The sequence below is a fragment of the Mycobacterium sp. NPDC050853 genome (assembly GCF_040653875.1).
In the GTDB taxonomy this organism is placed as follows: domain Bacteria; phylum Actinomycetota; class Actinomycetes; order Mycobacteriales; family Mycobacteriaceae; genus Mycobacterium.
This window is the reverse complement of the sequence record NZ_JBFAGW010000004.1, coordinates 250156-270399: the sequence shown is the minus strand read 5'-3', so window position 1 is coordinate 270399 and position 20244 is coordinate 250156. Positions and strand designations below refer to the sequence as shown.

The 20244-nt window shown below is 62.5% G+C and carries 25 protein-coding genes; 17 read left to right on the top strand and 8 right to left on the bottom strand.

Translation table 11 applies throughout. The features are described 5' to 3' along the window. Positions 1–282: 282 nt before the first annotated feature. From AB0H22_RS15920 to folE, 6 genes are read left to right on the top strand one after another with little or no spacing between them, the layout of a single operon-like run. A complete protein-coding gene (locus tag AB0H22_RS15920) occupies positions 283–1722 on the top strand; it encodes a cytochrome P450 (protein ID WP_358147198.1) in 1440 nt (479 codons plus the stop codon). Further along, positions 1712–2722: a polyprenyl synthetase family protein gene (locus tag AB0H22_RS15915; RefSeq protein ID WP_358147197.1), complete on the top strand. Its 1011-nt coding sequence runs from the start codon at positions 1712–1714 to the stop codon at positions 2720–2722. The genes AB0H22_RS15920 and AB0H22_RS15915 overlap by 11 nt, the downstream gene beginning before the upstream one ends. Before the next feature lie 37 nt (positions 2723–2759). Next, a complete protein-coding gene (locus tag AB0H22_RS15910) occupies positions 2760–3713 on the top strand; it encodes a prenyltransferase (protein WP_358147196.1) in 954 nt (317 codons plus the stop codon). A 17-nt stretch (positions 3714–3730) separates the two neighbouring features. After that, positions 3731–4945, top strand: coding sequence for a cytochrome P450 (locus AB0H22_RS15905; RefSeq protein ID WP_358147195.1), 1215 nt, complete (start codon positions 3731–3733; stop codon positions 4943–4945). Further along, positions 4938–5975, top strand: a complete 1038-nt coding sequence (gene idi / locus AB0H22_RS15900; protein ID WP_358147194.1) for an isopentenyl-diphosphate Delta-isomerase — start codon at positions 4938–4940, stop codon at positions 5973–5975. The genes AB0H22_RS15905 and idi overlap by 8 nt, the downstream gene beginning before the upstream one ends. Positions 5976–5997: 22 nt before the next feature. Next, entirely contained in the window at positions 5998–6570 is a 573-nt protein-coding gene (folE, locus tag AB0H22_RS15895; protein WP_180747957.1) for a GTP cyclohydrolase I, read from the top strand. A 4-nt stretch (positions 6571–6574) separates the two neighbouring features. Here folE and AB0H22_RS15890 read toward each other — a convergent pair whose 3' ends face one another. Both AB0H22_RS15890 and AB0H22_RS15885 read right to left on the bottom strand, forming a co-directional pair. Beyond that, positions 6575–7225, bottom strand: coding sequence for a carboxymuconolactone decarboxylase family protein (locus tag AB0H22_RS15890; protein WP_358147193.1), 651 nt, complete (start codon positions 7223–7225; stop codon positions 6575–6577). Between the two features lie 40 nt (positions 7226–7265). Continuing rightward, on the bottom strand, positions 7266–7811 hold the full coding sequence (locus AB0H22_RS15885; protein ID WP_358147192.1) for an amino-acid N-acetyltransferase: 546 nt from the start codon (positions 7809–7811) through the stop codon (positions 7266–7268). A 42-nt stretch (positions 7812–7853) separates the two neighbouring features. Between AB0H22_RS15885 and pgsA the strand changes: the two genes are divergently transcribed. Then, the gene (gene pgsA / locus AB0H22_RS15880; RefSeq protein WP_358147191.1) at positions 7854–8453 is read left to right on the top strand and encodes a CDP-diacylglycerol--glycerol-3-phosphate 3-phosphatidyltransferase; all 600 of its coding nucleotides are present in this window, start codon (positions 7854–7856) and stop codon (positions 8451–8453) included. 800 nt (positions 8454–9253) lie between these two features. Here pgsA and AB0H22_RS15875 read toward each other — a convergent pair. Further along, positions 9254–9676, bottom strand: coding sequence for a hypothetical protein (locus AB0H22_RS15875; RefSeq protein ID WP_358147190.1), 423 nt, complete (start codon positions 9674–9676; stop codon positions 9254–9256). 946 nt (positions 9677–10622) lie between these two features. Between AB0H22_RS15875 and AB0H22_RS15870 the strand changes: the two genes are divergently transcribed. From AB0H22_RS15870 to AB0H22_RS15855, 4 genes are all read left to right on the top strand, one after another. Further along, positions 10623–10973 carry a helix-turn-helix transcriptional regulator gene (locus AB0H22_RS15870; protein WP_180747950.1) on the top strand — a complete coding sequence of 117 codons (351 nt, stop codon included), beginning with the start codon at positions 10623–10625 and terminating at the stop codon, positions 10971–10973. A gap of 123 nt (positions 10974–11096) precedes the next feature. After that, positions 11097–11903: a phage shock protein PspA gene (gene pspA / locus AB0H22_RS15865; RefSeq protein WP_180747949.1), complete on the top strand. Its 807-nt coding sequence runs from the start codon at positions 11097–11099 to the stop codon at positions 11901–11903. 108 nt (positions 11904–12011) lie between these two features. Further along, complete coding sequence (locus AB0H22_RS15860) at positions 12012–12839, top strand: hypothetical protein (protein WP_180747948.1); 828 nt, start codon at positions 12012–12014, stop codon at positions 12837–12839. A 102-nt stretch (positions 12840–12941) separates the two neighbouring features. Next, entirely contained in the window at positions 12942–13109 is a 168-nt protein-coding gene (locus tag AB0H22_RS15855; protein WP_180747718.1) for a hypothetical protein, read from the top strand. Positions 13110–13112: 3 nt separating this feature from the next. On the opposite strand, the gene AB0H22_RS15850 is transcribed toward AB0H22_RS15855, so the two are convergent. Both AB0H22_RS15850 and AB0H22_RS15845 read right to left on the bottom strand, forming a co-directional pair. After that, positions 13113–13547: a limonene-1,2-epoxide hydrolase family protein gene (locus AB0H22_RS15850; protein WP_180747947.1), complete on the bottom strand. Its 435-nt coding sequence runs from the start codon at positions 13545–13547 to the stop codon at positions 13113–13115. Between the two features lies 1 nt (position 13548). Next, the gene (locus tag AB0H22_RS15845) at positions 13549–13992 is read right to left on the bottom strand and encodes a limonene-1,2-epoxide hydrolase family protein (protein ID WP_180747946.1); all 444 of its coding nucleotides are present in this window, start codon (positions 13990–13992) and stop codon (positions 13549–13551) included. A 41-nt stretch (positions 13993–14033) separates the two neighbouring features. On the opposite strand from AB0H22_RS15845, the gene AB0H22_RS15840 reads away from it, so the two are divergent. Together AB0H22_RS15840 and AB0H22_RS15835 are read left to right on the top strand one after the other, a co-directional pair. Then, positions 14034–15191, top strand: a complete 1158-nt coding sequence (locus tag AB0H22_RS15840; RefSeq protein ID WP_180747945.1) for a nucleotide disphospho-sugar-binding domain-containing protein — start codon at positions 14034–14036, stop codon at positions 15189–15191. Positions 15192–15195: 4 nt separating this feature from the next. Further along, entirely contained in the window at positions 15196–15390 is a 195-nt protein-coding gene (locus AB0H22_RS15835; RefSeq protein ID WP_180747944.1) for a DUF3046 domain-containing protein, read from the top strand. Positions 15391–15392: 2 nt separating this feature from the next. Here the strand turns inward: AB0H22_RS15835 and AB0H22_RS15830 are convergent, their stop codons facing one another. Next, on the bottom strand, positions 15393–15791 hold the full coding sequence (locus AB0H22_RS15830; RefSeq protein WP_358147189.1) for a hypothetical protein: 399 nt from the start codon (positions 15789–15791) through the stop codon (positions 15393–15395). A 316-nt stretch (positions 15792–16107) separates the two neighbouring features. On the opposite strand from AB0H22_RS15830, the gene recA reads away from it, so the two are divergent. Together recA and recX are read left to right on the top strand one after the other, a co-directional pair. Then, on the top strand, positions 16108–17148 hold the full coding sequence (gene recA / locus AB0H22_RS15825) for a recombinase RecA (protein ID WP_180747942.1): 1041 nt from the start codon (positions 16108–16110) through the stop codon (positions 17146–17148). Further along, entirely contained in the window at positions 17114–17728 is a 615-nt protein-coding gene (recX, locus tag AB0H22_RS15820) for a recombination regulator RecX (RefSeq protein WP_180747941.1), read from the top strand. The genes recA and recX overlap by 35 nt, the downstream gene beginning before the upstream one ends. A 12-nt stretch (positions 17729–17740) precedes the next feature. Here the strand turns inward: recX and AB0H22_RS15815 are convergent, their stop codons facing one another. Both AB0H22_RS15815 and AB0H22_RS15810 read right to left on the bottom strand, forming a co-directional pair. Further along, positions 17741–18124 (bottom strand): hypothetical protein, encoded by a 384-nt coding sequence (locus AB0H22_RS15815; protein ID WP_180747940.1) that lies wholly within the window; start codon positions 18122–18124, stop codon positions 17741–17743. Between the two features lie 94 nt (positions 18125–18218). Beyond that, positions 18219–18737, bottom strand: a complete 519-nt coding sequence (locus AB0H22_RS15810; protein WP_358147188.1) for a CGNR zinc finger domain-containing protein — start codon at positions 18735–18737, stop codon at positions 18219–18221. Positions 18738–18882: 145 nt separating this feature from the next. On the opposite strand from AB0H22_RS15810, the gene AB0H22_RS15805 reads away from it, so the two are divergent. Beyond that, a complete protein-coding gene (locus AB0H22_RS15805) occupies positions 18883–19344 on the top strand; it encodes a VOC family protein (protein ID WP_358147187.1) in 462 nt (153 codons plus the stop codon). Between the two features lies 1 nt (position 19345). Continuing rightward, a complete protein-coding gene (locus tag AB0H22_RS15800) occupies positions 19346–20233 on the top strand; it encodes a pyridoxamine 5'-phosphate oxidase family protein (protein WP_358147484.1) in 888 nt (295 codons plus the stop codon). Positions 20234–20244: the final 11 nt, after the last annotated feature.

Here is a 20244-nt window from a genome sequence, read left to right as displayed (position 1 = left end):
GGCGACTCCGTGATGGGAAGTCTGCCATTTGTGCAGGTAAATAGGCATGAGTAAAGATTTGTACTATTGCGCTGCCGAGTTAATGAGACGATCACTGCGCTTGTAGTCTTGATGAATACTCTTGTCAAGACTAAGGCGAAGTGACGATTGACACAGCGTTCAGCAAATAACCTTCCCTTGGATATCCGCCGGTGTTGTGACAGTGTTCCTCCCCAAGCGGCGTGTGACTTAGGTCGCACGGATGTACAGATGTGGTTCTCGCCATAGTGGAAGGCTGCTTGCATGAGGCTCTCGAGATCGCGTACGGATAAACCTTCAGCTAATGCTGCCGATGGCGGATCGTCGGGTAGTTCTCTCGCGCCGCTGGCTCCCGGAACCCCATTGTTGGGGAGCATCCTTGCGTTCCGTCGGGACATTCTCGAAGCGACCCGGATCGGGTGGGAACGCCATGGAGGAGTGGTCCGCTACCGTCTGGGCCCCTTGCAGGTCTATTGCGTCTCGGACTACCAACTTGCCGCCGAAGCGCTTGCCAACACGGCCGTGTACGGCAAGCTCGGCAACACCAGCCCATTGCGTCTGGTGCTCGGGCAGGGGTTGCTGACGACCGCCGACCATGATCACTGGAAACGCAATCGACGGATGATGCAGCCCCTTTACTCGCGGCCCAGTATCGCGGGGATGTACTCGACGATGGTTGAGTGCGCGGAGGCCATGCTTGCCGATCTGGCGGAGGTCTCCCGGAGCGGCGCTGTCGTGGACATCCATCCGGTCATCATCCGGGCGACCCTGGATATTGTGTCGCGCTGCATGTTTGGCATGAAGGCGGCCGATGCGGAAATCGTCGTCACACCGGAATCGGTCGAGGAGATCCTGACGTACGCATTCAACCGGCAGCAGAATCCTTTCAGTCCCCCGTTGGTTGTGCCCACTCCGGCCAACCGGCGGTTTCGGGCGCTTATGGGTTCTTTCGACGATTTCGTGTACGGGCTGATTCGGTCGCGGCGGGAATGCCCTGGCACTGGAGGGGACCTACTTGACATGCTCCTCAGTGCGCAGGATGCGGAAACCGGTGAGGGGCTCAGCGACACCGAAATCCGGGACGAGGTGATCACGACCTTCGCCGCGGGCCACGAAACGATGGCACAAACCCTCACCTGGGCGCTATACCTGCTCTCGCAGAACGACAGTGCGCGCGAAGTGCTGGAGGCGGAAGTGGATAGCGTGCTGGGTGGCCGTCTACCCACGCTGGATGACCTGGCGCACCTGCCCTACGCACAGCAGGTAGTGAGCGAGGCGTTGCGGCTCTATCCTTCTGCGCCAATCCTGCCGAGGTTGGTCAGTGAAGACACCGTGCTCGGGGGCTATCGGATACCTAAGGGTGCGCGGCTGCTTATCAGCGTCTTCAACATCGGGCGTGATCCCGAGCAGTGGCGCGACCCTGGGCAGTTCGACCCTGCTCGTTTCATTGGAGACAAACCGGCTGGGGTTCATCACCGTGCGTACGCGCCGTTTGGCGGTGGCCCGCATGTCTGTATTGGCAAGCATTTCGCATTGATGGAAGGCCAGCTGGTGCTGGCTGCGCTGATTCAGAACTACCGATTCGAGCATGACCCCGGGCACCGAGTGGAGATGTTATCGAAGATAACGCTCCGCCCCAAACATGGTATGCGCCTGGCGATATCCCCGAGAAGGTCGTTGAAGGGGGTCATCCGTGTCGGTTAGCGGCGGCGTCTTGGTGGGCGGGATTGATCTGGGTGATCCGGTGCTTACGCAGATTGCGCGGCAAGGGCTCCAGGATGTTGAGCAGCGGTTCGCCATTGAGCTAGCCGATTACGACGAGCGCGTCCTGGACGCGGTGTCGCATCTCTCGCGGGCCGGCGGGAAGCGTTTCCGCTCGCTGTTCACGCTATTGGCGGCGCAGTTCGGGCCCCGTGCCGACGATCCTCAGGTGGTGCTCGCGGCGGCGATGATCGAGATCGCTCATTTGGCAACGCTCTATCACGATGATGTGATGGATGGTGCGCTGGTGCGCCGCGGGGTGCGTTCCGCGAATGTGATGTGGGACAACAAAATCGCCGTTCTCGCGGGCGACTATCTGATTGGCCGTGTACTGCGGATCGCGGCCGCATTGGGGGAGCAGGCGATGGACATCATCGGTGTGACCTTCACGGAGCTGGTGGCCGGGCAGATGCAGGAGACGATGGGGGCTTCTGCGGAGACCGATCCAGAGGCTCATTACTGGATCACCATTCGGCGCAAGACAAGCGTGCTCATTGCGGCGGCAGGTCAGTTGGGGGCGCAGCTTGCAGGTGCTCGTAAGGAACATGTCGACTGTCTGTACCGATTTGGCGATCTGCTCGGAACGATGTTTCAGATCTCCGACGACATCATCGACGTCTCTTCTGATTTCGAGCAGTCAGGGAAAGCCATCGGTACTGACTTACGGGAGGGGATTGTCACCCTGCCCATGCTCTATGCCATGCGCGATGACGGCCCTGCCGGCCGCCGGCTGCGTGAGTTACTCCACGGGCCGATCGACGACCCGCGTCTCGTCGACGAGGCACTGTCTCTTATCAACGAGGCGCAAGGAGTGAAACTCGCTGCACAAAAGCTTGTTGAACTGGGCGGCCAGGCGCAGAGCGACCTGTTGCAGCTTCCGGAAAATCCTGCACGCCAGGCATTTTCGAATCTCATTCAGCATATGGCGACTCGTGTTGCATAGCCGTACCGGATGCCCACCCCAGGAAAGTGATCGCATAATGGTTCAACTCGTCCACGAAGAGACGCCAACATCATGGCGGATACGTATGCGGTACTCCGTGCACATCCGTCGTCCAGAGTTCCTCTCCAGCACCGTGGCAACCATTCTGGTTGCCGGGTTTCTCAGCGCACATTCGTGGACGGACCTAGTGTCCCTGCCATTCTTGGCCGCTGCGGTGCTGGTCATTCAGGGCGAACAGATATGCAATATGGTGAACTGCCTGGCCGACCGTGAGCAAGATCTCGCGCACAAGTCGCGGCAGGCCACTGCGGTGTTCGGTTTAGGTGAAACGCGCGTACGGCGTGAGATCAACGCCACCATTGTGCTCTGCGTGGTGCTCGGGATGTACCTGATGTTCACCACCCGGCACTGGGATCTGGTTGGTATTGGCCTGGTGGCATTGTTCTTTGGAACCCAGTACTCGTTGCCGCCACTACGGCTGAAAGGCCGGGGGATCTGGCAGATTCCCGTGCTGAACATCACTCTCACGATCGTGCCTGGGCTGATCGTCATTCGCTCATTGCCGTATCCGATTGAATGGTTCACGCTCGTGGCGATTTTCGGAATGGGTCTGACTCTCAACGGCGTGATGGTGGCCAAAACAGCCGAGGACATCCCCGAGGACGAGCAGTTTGGTGTGCTCACTTCGGTTCGCGCTCTTGGTCTTACACGTGCGTTCGTGCTGGGAACCGTTCTGGTGGGGCTTGGCGCCGGACTGGTCACGTGGGCAGTGCTCGAGCTTGGCGGATTCTCGTGGGCGCTGCTGCCGTATGGACTCGGTGTTGGTATCGCATTGGCGGTCAACGCCAGCATCTTGCGCCGCGTGATCGGCAAGCCCGTCGCCGACGGTGTCGACGTGGTGCGCTCATACACGAAGTATCTGCCTTACTACGCGCCAATCCTGGCCTGGTCGACCGTGGTACCCGCCGTCTACGTCCTCATCAGCAGATAGTTACGCAGGAGAACGCCATGCTTTCAGCACCTTCGGTGCCTTTTCTCGATCTCTTGAGTCGGGACTTCGATCTCGCCTCGGATGAGGTTGATCGGGCCCGCGAGCAGTATTGGTTCGCGCAGAGTCCACAGGGCCCGGTCGTTCTGCGCTATGAAGAGTGCGCGGAGCTTCTCAAAGATCCCCGCCTGGGTCTAGACGGTCGCCGGTTCCTGCGTATGAACGGGGTCACGTCAGGTCCGATGTACGACTGGTGGATCACTACGGTGCGCAACACCCCACAGGAAGACCACCTGCGCCTACGGTCCGTGGCCGCTCCGGGCCTGAGCCCCAAGCGAGTTGAGGCGCTGCGCCTAGCGTTGCGGACATTGGCACAGAACCTGGCTCAAGATATGCCGGCCGACGAAATCGTCGAGTTCGCGGAGCGATTCGGATCCCCCTATGCAAGCGGGGCAATCGCGCGCTTGCTGGGTGTTCCGGATGGCGATCATGAGATGTTCCGATTGGTGTCGAAGGACGCCGGTCTGGTGTTCGTATGGAGTGACCTGCCTGCGGTGTTGCCGATCATTGATCAGGGTATCGAGCAGCTCAAGAAGTACGTCCACGGTCTCTTTGAGTTTCGGCTGCGAGAGCCTGGCGAGGATTTCGTATCTTTCCTTGCCGCAGAGGTTTCCGGAACGGCCCTGCTGAGCAGGGCAGAAGCAGAGGGGCTTGTCCTGGATATCGCTTGGGCCAGTCAGGAATCGGTGGCTCGTCAGCTGGGCCGGGCGCTGATCGCATTTCACCGCCACCCGCGGCAGTGGGAGTTGGTTCATCGAAACCCGGAGCTGATAGGCCAGGCGGTCGACGAGGTATTGCGTTTCGCGCCGCAGATCCGTGCGATCTTCCGCTTCGCCACCGAGCGGATCGACTACCGTGACCTCACCCTCGAGCCGGGCCAGTTCGTGATGTTCTGCCCGCCGAGCGCAACCCGAGATCCGAGAGCGTATGACGGTGCGGGCACTTTCGACATTCTCGCCAAACACCAGAAGCGCCAACTGATTTTCGGCGGGGGGATCTTCCGCTGCCTCGGTTCTGGCTTGGCCCGAATCGAATTGGAAGAAGCATTGCTGGCATTGATACAACGATTCACCTGCCCAGTTCTGCCCGACCCGGCCACGTGGCGTGCGGCTCTGCCGATGGTCAACGTGCGCGACGCATTGCCGATTCGATGGGAACGGCGCAGCCATGACTGACGACGTGGTTCTCCTGGATGAGACCGGGCGCGTGTGCGGCATCGCACCCAAGGCCACCGTGCATGACGACAACACTCCACTGCACCTTGCCTTTTCCTGCTACCTGTTCGATCCGTCATATCGGTTCGTGCTCCTTACTCAGCGTGCCTGGAGTAAGCCGACCTGGCCGGGTATCTGGTCGAATAGCTGCTGCGGACATCCACCTCCGGGCGCGGATGTTTCCGAAGCGATCATCGAACGCGTGCATTACGAGCTTGGTGTCCAGATGTCACCACCGCAACTGGTGCTGCCAGACTTTCGTTATCGGGCGGCCATGGAGAACGGTGTCGTTGAGAACGAAGTCTGCCCGGTCTATGTGGGAACGATCGCTGAGGTCCCGATTCCGAACCCGGACGAGGTGGCGGGTTACCGGTGGCTACCGTGGACGCAGTTGTGCGATGAAGTGCTCACCGATACCCGTTCGGTGTCGCCATGGTGCAAGTTGCAGGTCGCGAAGCTTGTGCAGATGCGCGAATTGCATTCGAGTTCAAGGGAGTTCGGGTTGTTCCCGACCAGCGGCCGGACAGCGACACGGACAGTGACGGTGAGACACAATTTCGAGACCGCGCATCGGCTGCCCATCCTTGGTGGAAAGTGCGTCAACCTGCACGGGCATTCATGGTGGACCGAGATCACGGTGGCCGGGGCATTGAACGAGCAAGGGATCCTCGTCGACTTCGGGATACTCAAGGCACGGCTGCGAGACTGGATCGACGCCAATCTCGATCACGGCGCGATGCTCGGACACGCGGATTCGCTTGTGCCGGCTCTAGAGGCAGAGCGATCGAAGCTTTTCCGATTCGGCCTCGATGCACCTTCCCACGGTTTGGAGTGGCCCACGGTGGAGAACGTTTCCGAACTGCTGGCCCGGGTCACCGCCGGATTCATTGCCGAGGCCGGTTGGCCCAATGTCACAGTGCACCGCGTCAAGGTGACCGAAACGCATGTCAATGCAGCGGAATTGACCGAATGGCCGTCGTTGAGCGCATGAATAGAGGAAGGAGCACACTTCGATGATCGATGTGGAGAAGGTGAAATCCGCTGTTACCGATCTACTGCTGGCAACCGGAGTCGGTGACGACGAGCACACGGAGGACACTCCGGGGCGCGTGGCCAGGGCGTGGGCGGAATCGCTTGCCGGATACGACGAGGACCCCGCCGTCCACCTGCGCCGGCGCTTTCCGGCGCCGAGCGATCCCGGTCTGGTGATCGTGGCTGGGATACGGCTCGTGTCCACGTGCGCACATCATCTGCTGCCCATCACCGGGGTTGCGACGGTTGCCTACCGGCCCGGTACAGGTAGCGAGGTTGTCGGCCTCTCGAAGCTGGCCCGGGTGGTGCACGGTTATGCGCGGCGCCTACAGGTGCAGGAGCGTATCGGATACCAGGTGACAACCGCGGTGCAAGAAGAACTTTCACCGGTGGGTGCCGCCTGTTTCATCACCGCAGCCCATGGCTGCATGGAGGTTCGAGGAGTCAAGGAGGCAGGCAGCGTGACAACAACGCACGCGATGGCGGGCCAGTGGGTGCCCGGCCATCCGGACGTTGCGGCAGTGCTCGCAGAGCACGCACAGATAAGGCGCTGAGCTACTACTCGTCCCGTCGTAGCGCGATGGCGTCGCCGACGTCGAACGACGTGAATCCCTCGGGCGCGGCGATCTCCACTATCGGTTCGTCGCGGTCATCCCACTCCAAACGCAACGCGGTGCTCATCACCGCATGCATCTCGTACATGGCGGTGATGTAGGTGAGCTCCAGGATCTCCTCATCAGAGAGATGGGCCTGCAGCGCGGCGAACACCCCGTCGGGTACGCGGCCGCCGTCCAGCACCAGGCAGTCGGTGTAGGCAAGGACGGCCCGCTGTACCGGTGTGAAACAGTCGGCCGTGCCCCAGGACGGGATGGCGGCGATCATCTCCTCGGTCATGCCAACGATGCGGCACGACTTGCAGTGCTGGGAGAAGACGAACTGGCTGCGGCGAGCCCAACCGGCCCGAGTCTGGCCGAGTTCACGCAGTACCGGGTCCAGTGTGCGATCGGGACTGCGGTAGAACGCGAAACCCTGGACCGCGTGTTTCAGAGCATCGGGCACGAGAGCGAAAACCGACCACCAGTCACCCGGTGTGCCCGTGGTTGTTCCCGGTTCGGTGACGGGGTCGCGGTCGCCGAAGATCTGGTCATACATGCGATGTACGAGTTGATCGTTGGTGTCGGCACGGGAAACTTGGCGCAGTCTTGGCATGCCTCGATCATGGACGACACCTGCCCTCTTGTGAGGGGAATCAAAGGTGGACGAGCATCCGGGTGTTACCCAGGGTGTTCGGCTTCACGTAGCTCAGGTCGAGGAACTCGGCCACGCCGGTGTCGTAGGAGCGGCACATTTCCTCGTACACCTCGGCTGTCACCGGGGTGCCGTCGATCTCGCTGAACCCGTGCTTGGTGAAGAAGTCGACCTCGAATGTCAGCACGAACACCCTTTGGAGTTCGAGCTCCCTGGCCACCTCGAGCAGGCGGCTGACAAGCACATGCCCGACACCGGCCCCCTTGAGCCGGGGGTGCACCGCGATGGTGCGTACCTCGCCGAGGTCGGACCACAGCACGTGCAAGGCGCCACAGCCCACGATCTCCTCGTCGACCTCGGCAACCCAGAACTCCTGGACGGCCTCGTAGAGCGTCACCAGGTTCTTCTCCAGCAGGATGCGCCCGGCGTAGACGTCGACGAGCGCCTTGACGGCGGGTACATCGGAGGTACGGGCACGACGAACGGTCACCGCAGGGGCGGTGTGCCCCGGATTCCCTGAGATGCCGGATGTACCTTCAGCGCTCATGCGTGAACAGTAGCCAGCTCTAGAACAGATAGGGTGATTGACGTGCCGATGCCACCGGAAACCCAGCCTGATTCCGAGGCATCTGCTGCGCCCGTGCCGCTGCTGAACATTGCCAACATCCTGACGATGCTGCGCATCGTGCTGGTGCCGGTGTTCATCGTCGTCCTTTTCACCGCGGGAGGACACCAAACTTCCTGGCGCATTGCCGCTTTCGGGGTGTTCGCGGTGGCCATCGCCACGGACCGATATGACGGAGTGCTGGCCCGCCGCTACGGCCTGGTTACCCCATTCGGCCAGCTTGCAGACCCGATCGCCGATAAGGCGCTCATCGGTGCGGCGCTGGTGGGCCTGAGCGTGCTCGGAGATCTCGCGTGGTGGGTTACCGCGGTCATCCTGGTGCGCGAGGTCGGGATCACGGTGCTGCGCTTCTCGGTGCTGCGCCACGGCGTAATCCCCGCAAACCGCGGCGGCAAGCTCAAGACGATGGTGCAGTCGTTGGCGATTGCCGGCTATCTGTTGCCGTTGACCGGGTACTGGCATACCGCCGCCGTGGTGCTGATGGGTCTGGCGGTGGCGCTCACCCTCATCACCGGCATGGACTATTTGGTGCAAGCGCTGCGTCCGCGGGTGAAACCCGCCTGAGCTCAGCGGTATGCGCCGATGTCGTGCTCCTTGAGGCGTGCGGTCTTGCTGCGACGGGTCAGGAGCGTGAGCAGCGTTCGGGTCAAAGGCGTCTGGGTCAGCCGCGCCAGTACGCGACGCATGACCAATTCCGTGCGGTTCTCGGGTGTGAAGAAAGAAACGTTGCTTGAGTCCAAAGCGTTGGTAGGCGTCGATGAATGGCCGCAGGGTGCGTTCCCACTCGACAAACGCCGTGTTCAGGTCGGTGGGGTAGCGGTCAAGCATGGTTCCCAGCAGGTCCGGTCCGGCCAGCGCCGATGACACCCCGAGCCCGGAATACATCGTTTCGCACCAAGCCTCGTCACCGACAAGCACCACGCGATCGTTGTGCCAGCGGTCCATGTGGACCTGCTGCACGGAGTCGAAGAGGTACTGATCGGCGGCGTCAAATGCATCAAGCACTTCCGTGAGTAACCGGCCGTAGGGGCGCGATCCGAACACCTTGCGCAGCCGTACTGCCGGAGGTTCGGTGAACTCCGCATCGACGTCATCGGTCAGATACGAGAGCTGCGCTGTCGGCATGCGGTCGCGCATGGGATAGACGATGAGCGAGCGCCCCGATTCGACCAACCACGCGCCATCATCGGTCGCCAAATCGGTGAGCTTCTGCGGCATCTCGAATGTCGCGACAATGTGGTTGAGGGGCCGGAGATACTTCCGCCCACGGCATCGACGAGATCCAACGGATCGTCATCGACAGCAGCAGCTGCTATCGAGTCAACGACTTCGCGTCTTCGGCGTGAGAATCAGCGGGCGCTTTGTCACGCGCCGGCCGAGGTGTGCACGTTGAGTGGGACACCGGTTTCCCGCTCGGACACCTCCCAGAGCTTGGCGATGGCCCGCGACATCTCGAACCGGCGCAGGATCGGCTTGCTGATCGGTGCTCCGTTGTTCGCAAACAGCGGACCGTAGAACTGGCCGCCTTTGGCCGTCGGGTCGGTGGCGGCGCGCAGCTGTGACAGCGCCCCATTGTCCGGCGACATGCCGGTATGCCGAGCCAGAGCGAGGAAGAACCGCTGGGAGGCGCCGCCCCGGTTCTCGATGGATGCCACCACGTGCTCGACGTCGTCGAGCATCCGGGCACCGGCGTCTGTCAGCGCGACGATGTGCCGGCGACGGTCGGTGGCTGAGCGTCGGCGCTCGACATAGGGGGCGTCTCGTCTGCTGCGCTGGGCTGACCGCATTGCATCCGCCAGCAGTGCTGCTCGAGATCGGATGGGTCCAGGCCGATTTCCAGAGCGGTTGTCGTAAAGCCCAGGCGCGCCAACGGGTTTGTGGTTTACCCAGCCTGAGTGCCGGCGAGCAGAACGTGTGCGGGGTTCGGAAATGTTGTGCGGCAGCCATAAGGCTTGGATCGGGACCATCGGCGGGTCGGTCAGTGTCCGGACCGCGACGCGGCCGCGAAGGGCCGGACCCGCCGGTGCGGGGACTAGCGCGACGTAGTCGTTTCCGGCGACCGCGGTTACTGGCGGGGTGCCCTGTATTTGGTTCACAGTCAGGGTTGGCCGATACCCACTCTGCGACGAGCTGCTATGACGAAGCCAGCGAGCACCCCGAGGCGCGTCGACTCCCGCTTCTCAGACCTAGACTGAGCCTGCTCAGTGAACATGTTCAGAACACTATTGCCGGCGACTAGCTCGGGGAAACTGGCTTCCAAACGCGCGCGGTCCTGGAGCGGAATCCAATCTGGCGTCACCCCACACGATCAGTGTCGGCAGGAAGCTGAAGCAGCATCTGCCACATGGCGCTGCACGTACAGCGTCGTCCTTCCGTGAAGCTAAAACGGCTGTGTCGAAATCCAAGCGATAGCGTCGTCGAAATCGGCAAGCCACAGCCGGTCCAGCTCAAGCCTGCTTTCATACGACAGGGCGCAGCTATCTGGTTGCTGACCAGAACCCACCCGTGTAGTGCTTCTTACCCGCTGCTGTATGAACGCGCCGCACCGGCCCGCCCCGGATCACCCTCACGACGTCCCCCGATCGAATATCGGTATCGATCACCTCCCCGTGACCTTCATGACTATCGGCATCGGGAACCTCCGGCTGCGGGACAGCGTTGAGTAGGTCAGACTCAACTACTACGCAGTACGGACGCGGACGGTCCAGGACGCTGCCGGAAAAGGAGACAGACATGGCGCTGTTGCTTCGAGACGCCATCGGCGACACCCTGCGGCGTGCTCGCTCCGGGCAGGGCAAGACGTTGCGTGAAGTGTCCGACACGGCACGCGTCAGCTTGGGATACCTGTCCGAGGTGGAACGCGGCCGCAAGGAAGCCTCCAGCGAGCTGCTGGCCGCGATCTGCGGTGCGCTCGAGCTCCCGCTTTCGGAGGTGTTATCCGAGGTCAGCGTCAGACTGGCGCGTCGTGAGGCCCCCGATGCAGCTCCGCAGGCCGCGTCGGCGTCAACGGCCGGCTCACTCAGCGGGATCGATGTCGTAACCAAGGTCGTCATCCCGCAGGTTCGCGCAATGGCGGCCGCCTAACTACTGTGGCGATCGCGTTGTTTTGCGCCCGGTAGGGGGTGTGGGGATCGACGTGCAACAGATAAGTTGGACCCCACGCACCACCTAGACATCGACGATTGCGACAGAAGGCGGATCGATCCCATGGCTAACCCGTTCGTCAAGGCGTGGAAGTACCTGATGGCGCTGTTCAACGCGAAGATCGACGAGAACGCAGACCCGAAGGTGCAGATTCAGCAGGCCATCGAGGAGGCCCAGCGGAATCATCAAGCGCTCTCACAGCAGGCCGCCTCGGTCATCGGGAATCAGCGTCAGCTGGAGATGCGACTCAACCGTCAGCTCGCCGATGTTGAGAAGCTCCAGGTCAACGTTCGTCAGGCCCTCAACCTCGCCGATCAAGCCACCGGTGGGGGTGATGGCACGAAGGCCACCGAATACAACAACGCCGCCGAGGCTTTCGCCGCCCAGCTGGTCACCGCCGAGCAGAGCGTCGAGGACCTCAAGTCGCTGCACGACCAGGCGCTCGCCGCCGCAGCCCAGGCCAAGAAGGCTGTCGAGCAGAACGCGATGATGCTGCAGCAGCGCATCGCCGAGCGCACCAAGCTGCTGAGCCAGCTGGAGCAGGCGAAGATGCAGGAGCAGGTGTCCGCCTCGCTGCGCTCGATGAGCGAGCTGGCCGCCCCCGGTAACACCCCGAGCCTGGACGAGGTACGCGAGAAAATCGAGCGCCGTTATGCCAATGCTCTGGGCTCGGCGGAGCTGGCGCAGGGCTCGGTACAGGGCCGCATGATCGAGGTGCAGCAGGCCAGTGTGCAGATGGCCGGGCATTCGCGTCTGGAGCAGATCCGCGCTTCCATGAAGGGTGAGGCGCTGCCCACCGGCGACTCGGCCATCTCGGCGCCCGCGGCGGCCGAGACGGCCAAACCGGCCAATCCGCTGGGCCAGCAGTAACTTCCTGTCTTCCCAAATCCGCCGAGTGAGCGCCCGCGCCCACTCGGCGGATTTGTTGTGCTGACATGCACACTCGGCGGCGGCGAAATTTTCGGGCACAATGTGAACATGACGCCCCAGCCACCCCTCCGCGCCGCGGTGCAAGGAAGCTGGGAGCAGCTGATGCGCCGGGTGTTGAACAATGTCAACGATCTCGGTGAGGAGCTTGCCGCCCGCTTGCGGGCGATGTCCGATAAGCGCGAGAAGCTGTTGCGAAAGCGGCTGCGAGCCAAGCGCTGGAGTATCCGCTGGGCGCTGGCCTGCGCGGCCCTGGTACTCGTCACCACAGTGCTTGCGACCACTGGCGCGCCGTTCTGGATGCTGATCATTCCGGGTCTGCTTGCCGCCGGCTGCGCGATTCCGGCGACCTATTTGTTTGTGCGGTACCGCTTCCTCAAGGCCGAGCCGCTGCCACCGCCCCGTCCCGGTGTGGAGCGGCGACTGCCGCCGCCCGGATCGGCGGCGCGTCCGCCCATGGCCGCGTTGGATGCTGCCGAACGCGGGCTGTTCTCCCTCCTCGGAGTAGTGGAGCGCGGCAACATGATTCCGGACAGTGAAGGACGTCAGGTTCTTTCGGCCGCCAATGAGGCAGCCTTCGTGATGGCCGCGACCGCCAAGGAAGTCGTGTCCATGGAGCGAGCCGCCGTCGAGGCCCCGCATACCCGGGAGTTCCTGCAGCCCACCATCAACGCGTTCACCGCGCAGCTCGATACCGGTGTGCGGCAATACAACGAGTTGGTTACCGCGGCAGCGCAGTTGGTATCGGCCGGCAACGGTGGTGCGGTGGTGGCATCGCCGATGTCACGTGGCCCGCTCTTCGATGACCTGGTATCGGCCACCGACCGTCTCACCGGCTGGGCGGGTGCACTCGACGAGCTCGGCCAGCTGTCAGGGTAATCCCCGATCTTTCCCTGATCTTCGGGTTCCGGGGTTCCTCAGGCGCTGATCCCCCTGCCAGGCTTGCTCTATCGCAGCAAGTCGAGAGAACGGTGGGTACCTGTGTTGTGGAAGATCATTGGCGTGCTGCTGGTCGTGTGGCTGGCATTCCTCGTGGTGGGCGCCATCTTCAAACTCTTGGTCCCGATGCTGGTGGTCGGCGTGCTGATCCTTGGCGGTGTGATGCTGTACCGCGCGGTGATGGATACCGACAAAACTCCGCTGCCGTGATAGTCAGAGCTTCGGGCGCAGCGCAGGGATCGCGATCCCGAGGATGCCCCGCACCAGACCCTTGGTGATGTTCAGGACGTCGCCGTAGTCACGCCACAGGACGATCCTGCCGTCGTCGGAGACCTCGAAGACCCCGCAGACCCAGAACCCGATATGCAGCGGGCCCGCGATGATCACATCGGTCCGTTCCGTCATCACGGTGTTGCCCTCGGCGGCGATTCGATGGATCTTCACGTCGAACCCGGCCCACGGGCTGTTCATCAGCCCCATGAACCGCATGACCGCACGTCGTCCACGCACCGCGGGCAGCCCGACGTTCTCCCAGCTCACGTTCTCGTCGAGGGATTCGTCGATGGCAGCCAGATCACCCAACCGCAGGGCATCCCATAAGCCTTCGACGACGGTGGTGGCGTCGCGTATCGCGAGTGTTTCCGTCATCTCAGAACCTCGGTCGCAGTGCGGGGAACGGGATGGCGATCAGACCTCGCACCGTCGCCTTAAACATGTCGAACATGTCGAAGTAGTCGCGCCACAGCGTGATGGTGCCCTCATCGGAGACCTCGAAGACCCCACACACCCAGAACTGCAGGCGCAGCGGGCCGATGACGATGGCGTCATGGCGCTCGTTCATCACGGTGTTCCCGTTGGTGGTGGTGCGGTGTATCTGCACCTCGAACCCGAACCCCGGGCGTTTGAGCGGCTCGAAGATCTTCAGCGCTGCGCGGCTACCGTGGATTGTCGGCAGGCCAACATTCTGGTAGACGAGGCGTTCGTCCAGGACTTTCTCGGCGAACTCGGTGTCGCCGTTCTGGGCGGCCTCCAGGAAGCGGGTGACGGTTTCGGCCGGGGTCAGGGTGAGGCGCTCCAGCGTGGTGTCGGTCATGCGTTTCAACGTAGCCCGAATCGCTGTGGCAGGGTAGGGCCGTGCGTGTCGCCGTGGTCGCCGGTCCCGATCCCGGGCATGCCTTTCCTGCTATCGCGTTATGCCTGAAATTCGCCGCCGCCGGGGACGATCCGGTGCTGTTGACGGGGACGCGCTGGCTCGATCAAGCCCGTGCCGTTGGGCTGGAGTCGGTGGAACTTCTGGGGCTGCAGCCTCGGGTTGCCGATGACGACGGAGACGCGGGCGCCAAGATTCATCAGCGTGCAGCCCATATGGCGCAGGCCAATCTCGATCAGTTGAGGGAACTGGCGCCGGATCTGATTGTTTCCGATGTCATCACCGCCTGTGGCGGCATGGCCGCCGAGTTGCTCGGTGTGCCGTGGGTGGAGCTGAATCCGCACCCGCTGTATTTGCCGTCAAAAGGATTGCCGCCATTGGGAAGTGGACTGGCTCCCGGTGTTGGGCTACGCGGCAGGCTGCGCGATGGGCTGATGCGCCGGCTGACACAGAGGTCTATCGACCAGGGACTGCGACAGCGCTCGCAGGTTCGGGTGGAGATCGGATTGCCGGCCCATGACCCCGGGCCCGTTCGACGGTTGATCGCGACTGTGCCCGCACTTGAGGTGTCGCGTCCCGACTGGCCGGGTGAGGCGGTGCTAGTGGGGCCGCTGCACTGGGAGCCCACGGACGTTGTGCTGCAACCGCCTGCGGGTTCGGGTCCGGTGGTTGTGATCGCGCCGTCGACGGCCTTCACCGGCGCCGAGGGGATGACCGAGCTGGCATTGCGGGCCTTGGAATCGGCAGGTGCACGAGTGGTCGTCTCTGCGCTGGATCCATCTTCATCGGGGTTGCCGTCGTGGGCGGTTGCGGGGCTGGCACGTCAGGACCTGCTGCTGTCCGGGGCCGATCTGGCCATTTGCGGTGGGGGACATGGTTTTCTGAGCAAGGCGCTGCTGGCTGGGGTGCCGGTGGTGGTGGTTCCCGGTGGTGGCGACCAGTGGGAATTGGCGAATCGTGTTGTGCGGCAAGGAAGCGCCGAGCTGGTGCGGCCGCTGAACCGGGATTCTTTGGCTGCGGCCGTCGGTCGCGTATTGGGGGAGCGGCGGTACACCGAAGCTGCCCGCCGGGCTGCCGCAGGCGCCGTCGATGTCGAAGATCCGGTACGGGTGTGCCAGGACGTAGTGGCGGCCCTAAGGTGACGGTGTGCGTCTGACGGAGTTTCATGAGCTGGTCACTGGGCGTTTCGGTGCGATCTACGGCTCATCCGTGCTGGTTGACCATGTGTTGACCGCGATGGGCGGGCGCACCGCGGCACAGGCTGTCGAAGCCGGGATGGAGCCGCGGGATATATGGCGGGCTTTGTGCGCAGATTTCGACGTCCCTCGAGATCAATGGTGAAGCTACGCGCAAGCAGCACGCGCAGCTTGTAGCGACTGGCGCGCTCCAGAGAGCGTGCCGGAGATCCACGTACCTGATCGTTGCTCGTCGGGGTCCTGTGCGTCATTCTTGCCAAGTTCGGACGCAAGCCGGAACGCCCAGTTGCGCATGTCGAATGCCGCAGGGCTGGCCAACGACATCAACGGCATTGCGGCGGTTTGGATCTGGTTCTCTATACCGAACGGTGTGTATCCGTACGGCTGGACTTGGTTATAGGCCACTTCGAGCTGATTGGCTGCCGTGACGATCGTGCCGCAGTCCGGGTTTGGTGCGGCAGCGGCAAGTGCAATGGTCAGACAGGCCAGGCAGGTAACGATGGCCGTGATCGCGAGCGGAAGACCCCACGAAATTCGTTGCCGCATGATTCTCACTGTATTGAGCTGGGGAAGCTGGGTTGCTGAAATCAAGAATTAACCACTACAAGTGCCGTGAAAGAAGTAGCGAACCAGCTGCTATTCGGGTCGCTGCGACCTCCGTGTTTCCGTGTTAAGGCGCGACACGCCGGTCCGGCGCGCCTCCTTGAATCGAACAGGTGTTCGGCTTACGGTAGTCATGTTCGAGCACGACGGTTACGGGTCTCCCGAGCAGGTCAGGTGACTTGTCAGACCTGTGTCCTAGCGTCTGCCTCAACTGATCGGAACGCCGATCTTCGAACACCGATACGAAACGGAGAACACCATGGCGCAGGCACCGGATCGCGAGAAGGCTCTCGAGCTCGCGCTCGCACAGATCGAGAAGAGTCACGGCAAGGGTTCGGTGATGCGCCTCGGCGACGAGGTACGCGTCCCCATCTCCGTCATCCCGACCGGGTCCATCGCCCTAGACGTGGCGCTGGGTATCGGCGGCCTGCCGCGCGGTCGTGTCATCGAGATCTACGGACCGGAATCTTCGGGTAAGACCACCGTGGCGCTGCATGCGGTGGCCAACGCGCAAGCCGCCGGCGGTGTTGCGGCGTTTATCGATGCCGAGCATGCGCTCGACCCGGATTACGCCAAGAAGCTGGGTGTCGATACCGACTCGCTGCTGGTATCCCAGCCCGATACCGGTGAGCAGGCACTGGAGATCGCCGACATGCTGATCCGCTCGGGTGCCATCGACATCATCGTCATCGACTCGGTGGCCGCCCTGGTGCCACGCGCCGAGATCGAGGGCGAGATGGGTGACAGCCACGTCGGTCTGCAGGCCCGCCTGATGAGCCAGGCGCTGCGCAAGATCACCGGTGCGCTGAGCAACTCGGGCACCACCGCCATCTTCATCAACCAGCTGCGTGAGAAGATCGGCGTAATGTTCGGCTCACCCGAAACCACTACGGGTGGTAAGGCTTTGAAGTTCTATTCCTCGATCCGTCTGGACGTACGCCGGATCGAGACGCTCAAGGACGGTACTGATGCAGTGGGTAACCGGACTCGCTGCAAGGTTGTCAAGAACAAGATGGCGCCGCCGTTCAAGCAGGCTGAGTTCGACATCCTCTACGGCAAGGGCATCTCCAAGGAGGGGTCGATCATCGATATGGGCGTGGAGCATGGCTTCGTCCGTAAGTCCGGCTCCTGGTTCACCTATGAGGGTGAGCAGTTGGGCCAGGGCAAGGAAAACGCCCGCAACTTCCTGTTGGAGAACGCCGATGTCGCCAACGAGATCGAGAAGAAGGTCAAGGAGAAGCTCGGTATCGGAGCGGTGCTGACCGATGACGAAGTCGTCCCGGCCCCAGTCGATTTCTGATTCGGCTTCCGCATCGGGTTCTCAGGAATCCCTAGACGAACTGCGAGCCCGGGTCGCGTCGGTACCCGAAGCCCCGACGCATGAACCGGTTGACTCGCGGGACGAGCAGGCGTGGTCATATTGTCTTCGCCTGTTGACAAGTCGGGCGCGTGCCCGCGCCGAGCTGACCGAAAGGCTGGCCCGGCGCGGGTACCCCGATGACATATCCGAGCGGGTCATGGATCGGCTGGCCACCGCCGGGCTCATCAACGACGCCGATTTTGCAACACAGTGGGTGCAGTCTCGGCATACCTACGCCGGAAAAGGCAAGCGCGCCTTAGCGGCAGAGCTTCGTACCAAGGGCGTATCGGCCGAGAATGCGGCCGCCGCGCTCGCGCACATCGACGGAGACGCCGAACGCTCGCGCGCAGCGCAGCTTGTCGCCAAGAAACTCCGATCCGAGAGTCTCGACGACGGTGGGATCAAGGCTGCGCGGCGATTGGTTGCCATGCTTGCGCGTCGCGGATACGGCCAGTCCATGGCCTATGACGTCGTGAAGAACGCCCTTGCCACCGAGCAGGACCGTCGCGACGTCGGGTGACCGCCGCTCGCCCTAGAGACCGAACGGGCGTGCCGGGGGGTTGGGCGGCGGCGCGTCCTCGTCCGTGGCATTGGACCGCATCATCATCGAGGCTTCGGCAGATGGTGACTGAACGCCCGGCAGGCACGGCACCTGACGCGAGATCGTTTTGAACGGCCCGATCTCGGTGTCCTCATTGAGCATGGGGAGCGGACCGCAATTACCCTTGAAGTGTGCGTCCATGGTGAAGGGCGTCGGATTCACGCAGGTCAGGTTCATTCCCACGGGTGTCGCAACCTGCAGACAATCGAAGCTCAACGGCGCTCCGTAGGCCACCGGTGCACCCGTGAGTGCTGCCCCCGCGCACGCCGCTCCGAAAACGGCCGACACGCCGATGGTCAATACGATGTTTCGCATGGGAACAATGGTAACGGAGTGGTACCTGTTACATAATACTTCGATTGTGATAGTTGAGTAAGAATCTAACGTGTGATGCAGCTGTGAAGGATGATCATGCGTTCTTGGCGTAGTGCCGGGCGGCCTTTGCCCTGTTTCCGCAAGTCGCCATGGAATGCCAGCGTCGAGCCCCGTTCTTGGATGTGTCATAGAAGAACAGCACGCATTGCGGGTGGGCGCACTGTTTGATCCGATCGGGAGACTCGGCGAGCAGGATCAGCAGGTCATCGACGGCCAGCCAAGCGGGTAGCCAGTGTGGCTCGGGAACCTCGGCCGTGTCGACCGGCCCGCCGACGGTCAGCGAGCGACGGATCGCGCCCCGGGACAGCACGGCATTGATGTCGTCGATCTGGGAATCCTTCACCGCCCGGTAGATGGCGTCACGCGCAGTGAGCAGGGCTTCTCGGGTCGTCTCGTTGGCGGTGCAGCGATCGTGAAGATTATTGGTATGCAACCAGATTCGTAAGCCGTCGAGATCGGTGAGCAGATCCTGCGCTCCATCGCCGCTCATCCACCGGGTGTTCAGTAGATCCAGTGCGAGCGGTTCGCCGAGATGGGGACGTGGATCGGACATGGCCTGAGGTTAGCCGCCTCCTCTTGGGGAGAGTGTGTGCCACAAAGTCTAACTGATAAAACCAGATAGACGGTTGACAATGCTTCCGGCTGACGATTACCTTCTAACTGGTAATAATAATTTGTCAGTTAGGAAGGGTTTGTTCATGAGCACTGCCATCGCACCCCGGGTGGTCACCGGTCACATCGGGTTGAACGTCAGCGACCTGGAGAGGTCCGTCGCGTTCTATCGTCAGGCATTCGGATTCGACCAGCTCGTTCTGCGTGCAGACGGCACACAGCGATTCGCGTTCCTCGGATCCGACGGCATCCCGGTGCTGACGCTTTGGGAACAGAGCCGTGGGGAATTCTCGGCGGCCACGCCAGGCTTGCACCATTTGTCGTTCCAGGTGGATTCGGTGCAGCAGGTGCAGGAGGTGGAGGCGGTGCTGAAGGAACTATCGACGGTGTTCATCCACGACGGTGTCGTCGCCCATCAGGAAGGTGCATCCTCTGGGGGGATCTTCTTCACCGACCCCGATGGGATTCGCCTTGAGGTGTTCGCGGCCGCGAGTATCGAGCAGCATGCGGCGCCGTCCGGCGAAGCACCGACATGTGGCTTCTTCTGAGATGACCTATCACGCCGGCGAGCTCGCCGTTCAACGGCGAATGGGGCAGTCCGACAGTGCTATTCGAGTCGGCCGGATCATCTCGACGGAAATACCGGAGGTTGCGGCGGCCTTTCTGGCCGCCCAACCGATGGTGTTCGTGTCGGCACGGGATGGCGACGACCGGATGTGGGCGAGTCAGATCGTCGGGCCACCCGGCTTCGCGCACGCCACCGATACCCGGACCATCGCAATCGACAGCGTGCCGGTTTTCGGTGATCCACTGGCCGAGGCGCTGCGGTCGGAGCGAAAGATCGGCATGATCGCGTTGCAGCCGCAGCGTCGGCGCCGGATGCGCGTCAACGGTACGGCGCGGCCAGCGGGCGCGGGGCTCATTGTCACCACCGATCAGGTGTATTCGAACTGCCCCAAGTACATCGCGCGTCGTGACATCTCAGGCATCGGCCCCGGACTGCCCGGGGAACCGCGCCGCGCAACCTCCCTGAACGATGAACAACAGCGCACCATCTCGACAGCGGACACCTTCATCATCGGCACCGCCGATGGAGAAGGCAACGCCGACGCATCCCACCGCGGCGGCAACCCCGGTTTCCTGCAGGTGCTCTCGCCGAACGAGTTACGTTGGCCCGATTACCTGGGGAACTCGATGTTCATGACGCTCGGGAACCTGCACGTCGATCCGCGGTGTGGGCTGCTGATCCCGAACTGGCACACCGGATCGGCAGTGCAGCTCACCGGAACTGCGCGCTTGAACTGGGACGAGGGCACCTTCGCTCCCGGCGCGCAATGCTCCGTCGACTTCACCATCGACGAGGTTGTCGAGACGATCAATGCCAGCCCCCTACGGTGGGGGGAGGCTGAACCATCGCCCGCCAATCCGCCGCTCTGACAACGAAATAT

Bases quoted from the DNA above. Each gene is read 5' to 3' on its own strand.
- AB0H22_RS15920 (WP_358147198.1), top strand. From the start codon at position 283: ATGAGGCTCTCGAGATCGCGTACGGATAAACCTTCAGCTAATGCTGCC.
- AB0H22_RS15910 (WP_358147196.1), top strand. From the start codon at position 2,760: ATGGTTCAACTCGTCCACGAAGAGACGCCAACATCATGGCGGATACGT.
- AB0H22_RS15905 (WP_358147195.1), top strand. From the start codon at position 3,731: ATGCTTTCAGCACCTTCGGTGCCTTTTCTCGATCTCTTGAGTCGGGAC.
- idi (WP_358147194.1), top strand. From the start codon at position 4,938: ATGACTGACGACGTGGTTCTCCTGGATGAGACCGGGCGCGTGTGCGGC.
- folE (WP_180747957.1), top strand. From the start codon at position 5,998: ATGATCGATGTGGAGAAGGTGAAATCCGCTGTTACCGATCTACTGCTG.
- AB0H22_RS15890 (WP_358147193.1), bottom strand. From the start codon at position 7,225: ATGCCAAGACTGCGCCAAGTTTCCCGTGCCGACACCAACGATCAACTC.
- AB0H22_RS15885 (WP_358147192.1), bottom strand. From the start codon at position 7,811: ATGAGCGCTGAAGGTACATCCGGCATCTCAGGGAATCCGGGGCACACC.
- AB0H22_RS15875 (WP_358147190.1), bottom strand. From the start codon at position 9,676: ATGCGGTCAGCCCAGCGCAGCAGACGAGACGCCCCCTATGTCGAGCGC.
- AB0H22_RS15870 (WP_180747950.1), top strand. From the start codon at position 10,623: ATGGCGCTGTTGCTTCGAGACGCCATCGGCGACACCCTGCGGCGTGCT.
- pspA (WP_180747949.1), top strand. From the start codon at position 11,097: ATGGCTAACCCGTTCGTCAAGGCGTGGAAGTACCTGATGGCGCTGTTC.
- AB0H22_RS15860 (WP_180747948.1), top strand. From the start codon at position 12,012: ATGACGCCCCAGCCACCCCTCCGCGCCGCGGTGCAAGGAAGCTGGGAG.
- AB0H22_RS15850 (WP_180747947.1), bottom strand. From the start codon at position 13,547: ATGACGGAAACACTCGCGATACGCGACGCCACCACCGTCGTCGAAGGC.
- AB0H22_RS15845 (WP_180747946.1), bottom strand. From the start codon at position 13,992: ATGACCGACACCACGCTGGAGCGCCTCACCCTGACCCCGGCCGAAACC.
- AB0H22_RS15830 (WP_358147189.1), bottom strand. From the start codon at position 15,791: ATGCGGCAACGAATTTCGTGGGGTCTTCCGCTCGCGATCACGGCCATC.
- recA (WP_180747942.1), top strand. From the start codon at position 16,108: ATGGCGCAGGCACCGGATCGCGAGAAGGCTCTCGAGCTCGCGCTCGCA.
- recX (WP_180747941.1), top strand. From the start codon at position 17,114: ATGACGAAGTCGTCCCGGCCCCAGTCGATTTCTGATTCGGCTTCCGCA.
- AB0H22_RS15815 (WP_180747940.1), bottom strand. From the start codon at position 18,124: ATGCGAAACATCGTATTGACCATCGGCGTGTCGGCCGTTTTCGGAGCG.
- AB0H22_RS15810 (WP_358147188.1), bottom strand. From the start codon at position 18,737: ATGTCCGATCCACGTCCCCATCTCGGCGAACCGCTCGCACTGGATCTA.
- AB0H22_RS15805 (WP_358147187.1), top strand. From the start codon at position 18,883: ATGAGCACTGCCATCGCACCCCGGGTGGTCACCGGTCACATCGGGTTG.
- AB0H22_RS15800 (WP_358147484.1), top strand. From the start codon at position 19,346: ATGACCTATCACGCCGGCGAGCTCGCCGTTCAACGGCGAATGGGGCAG.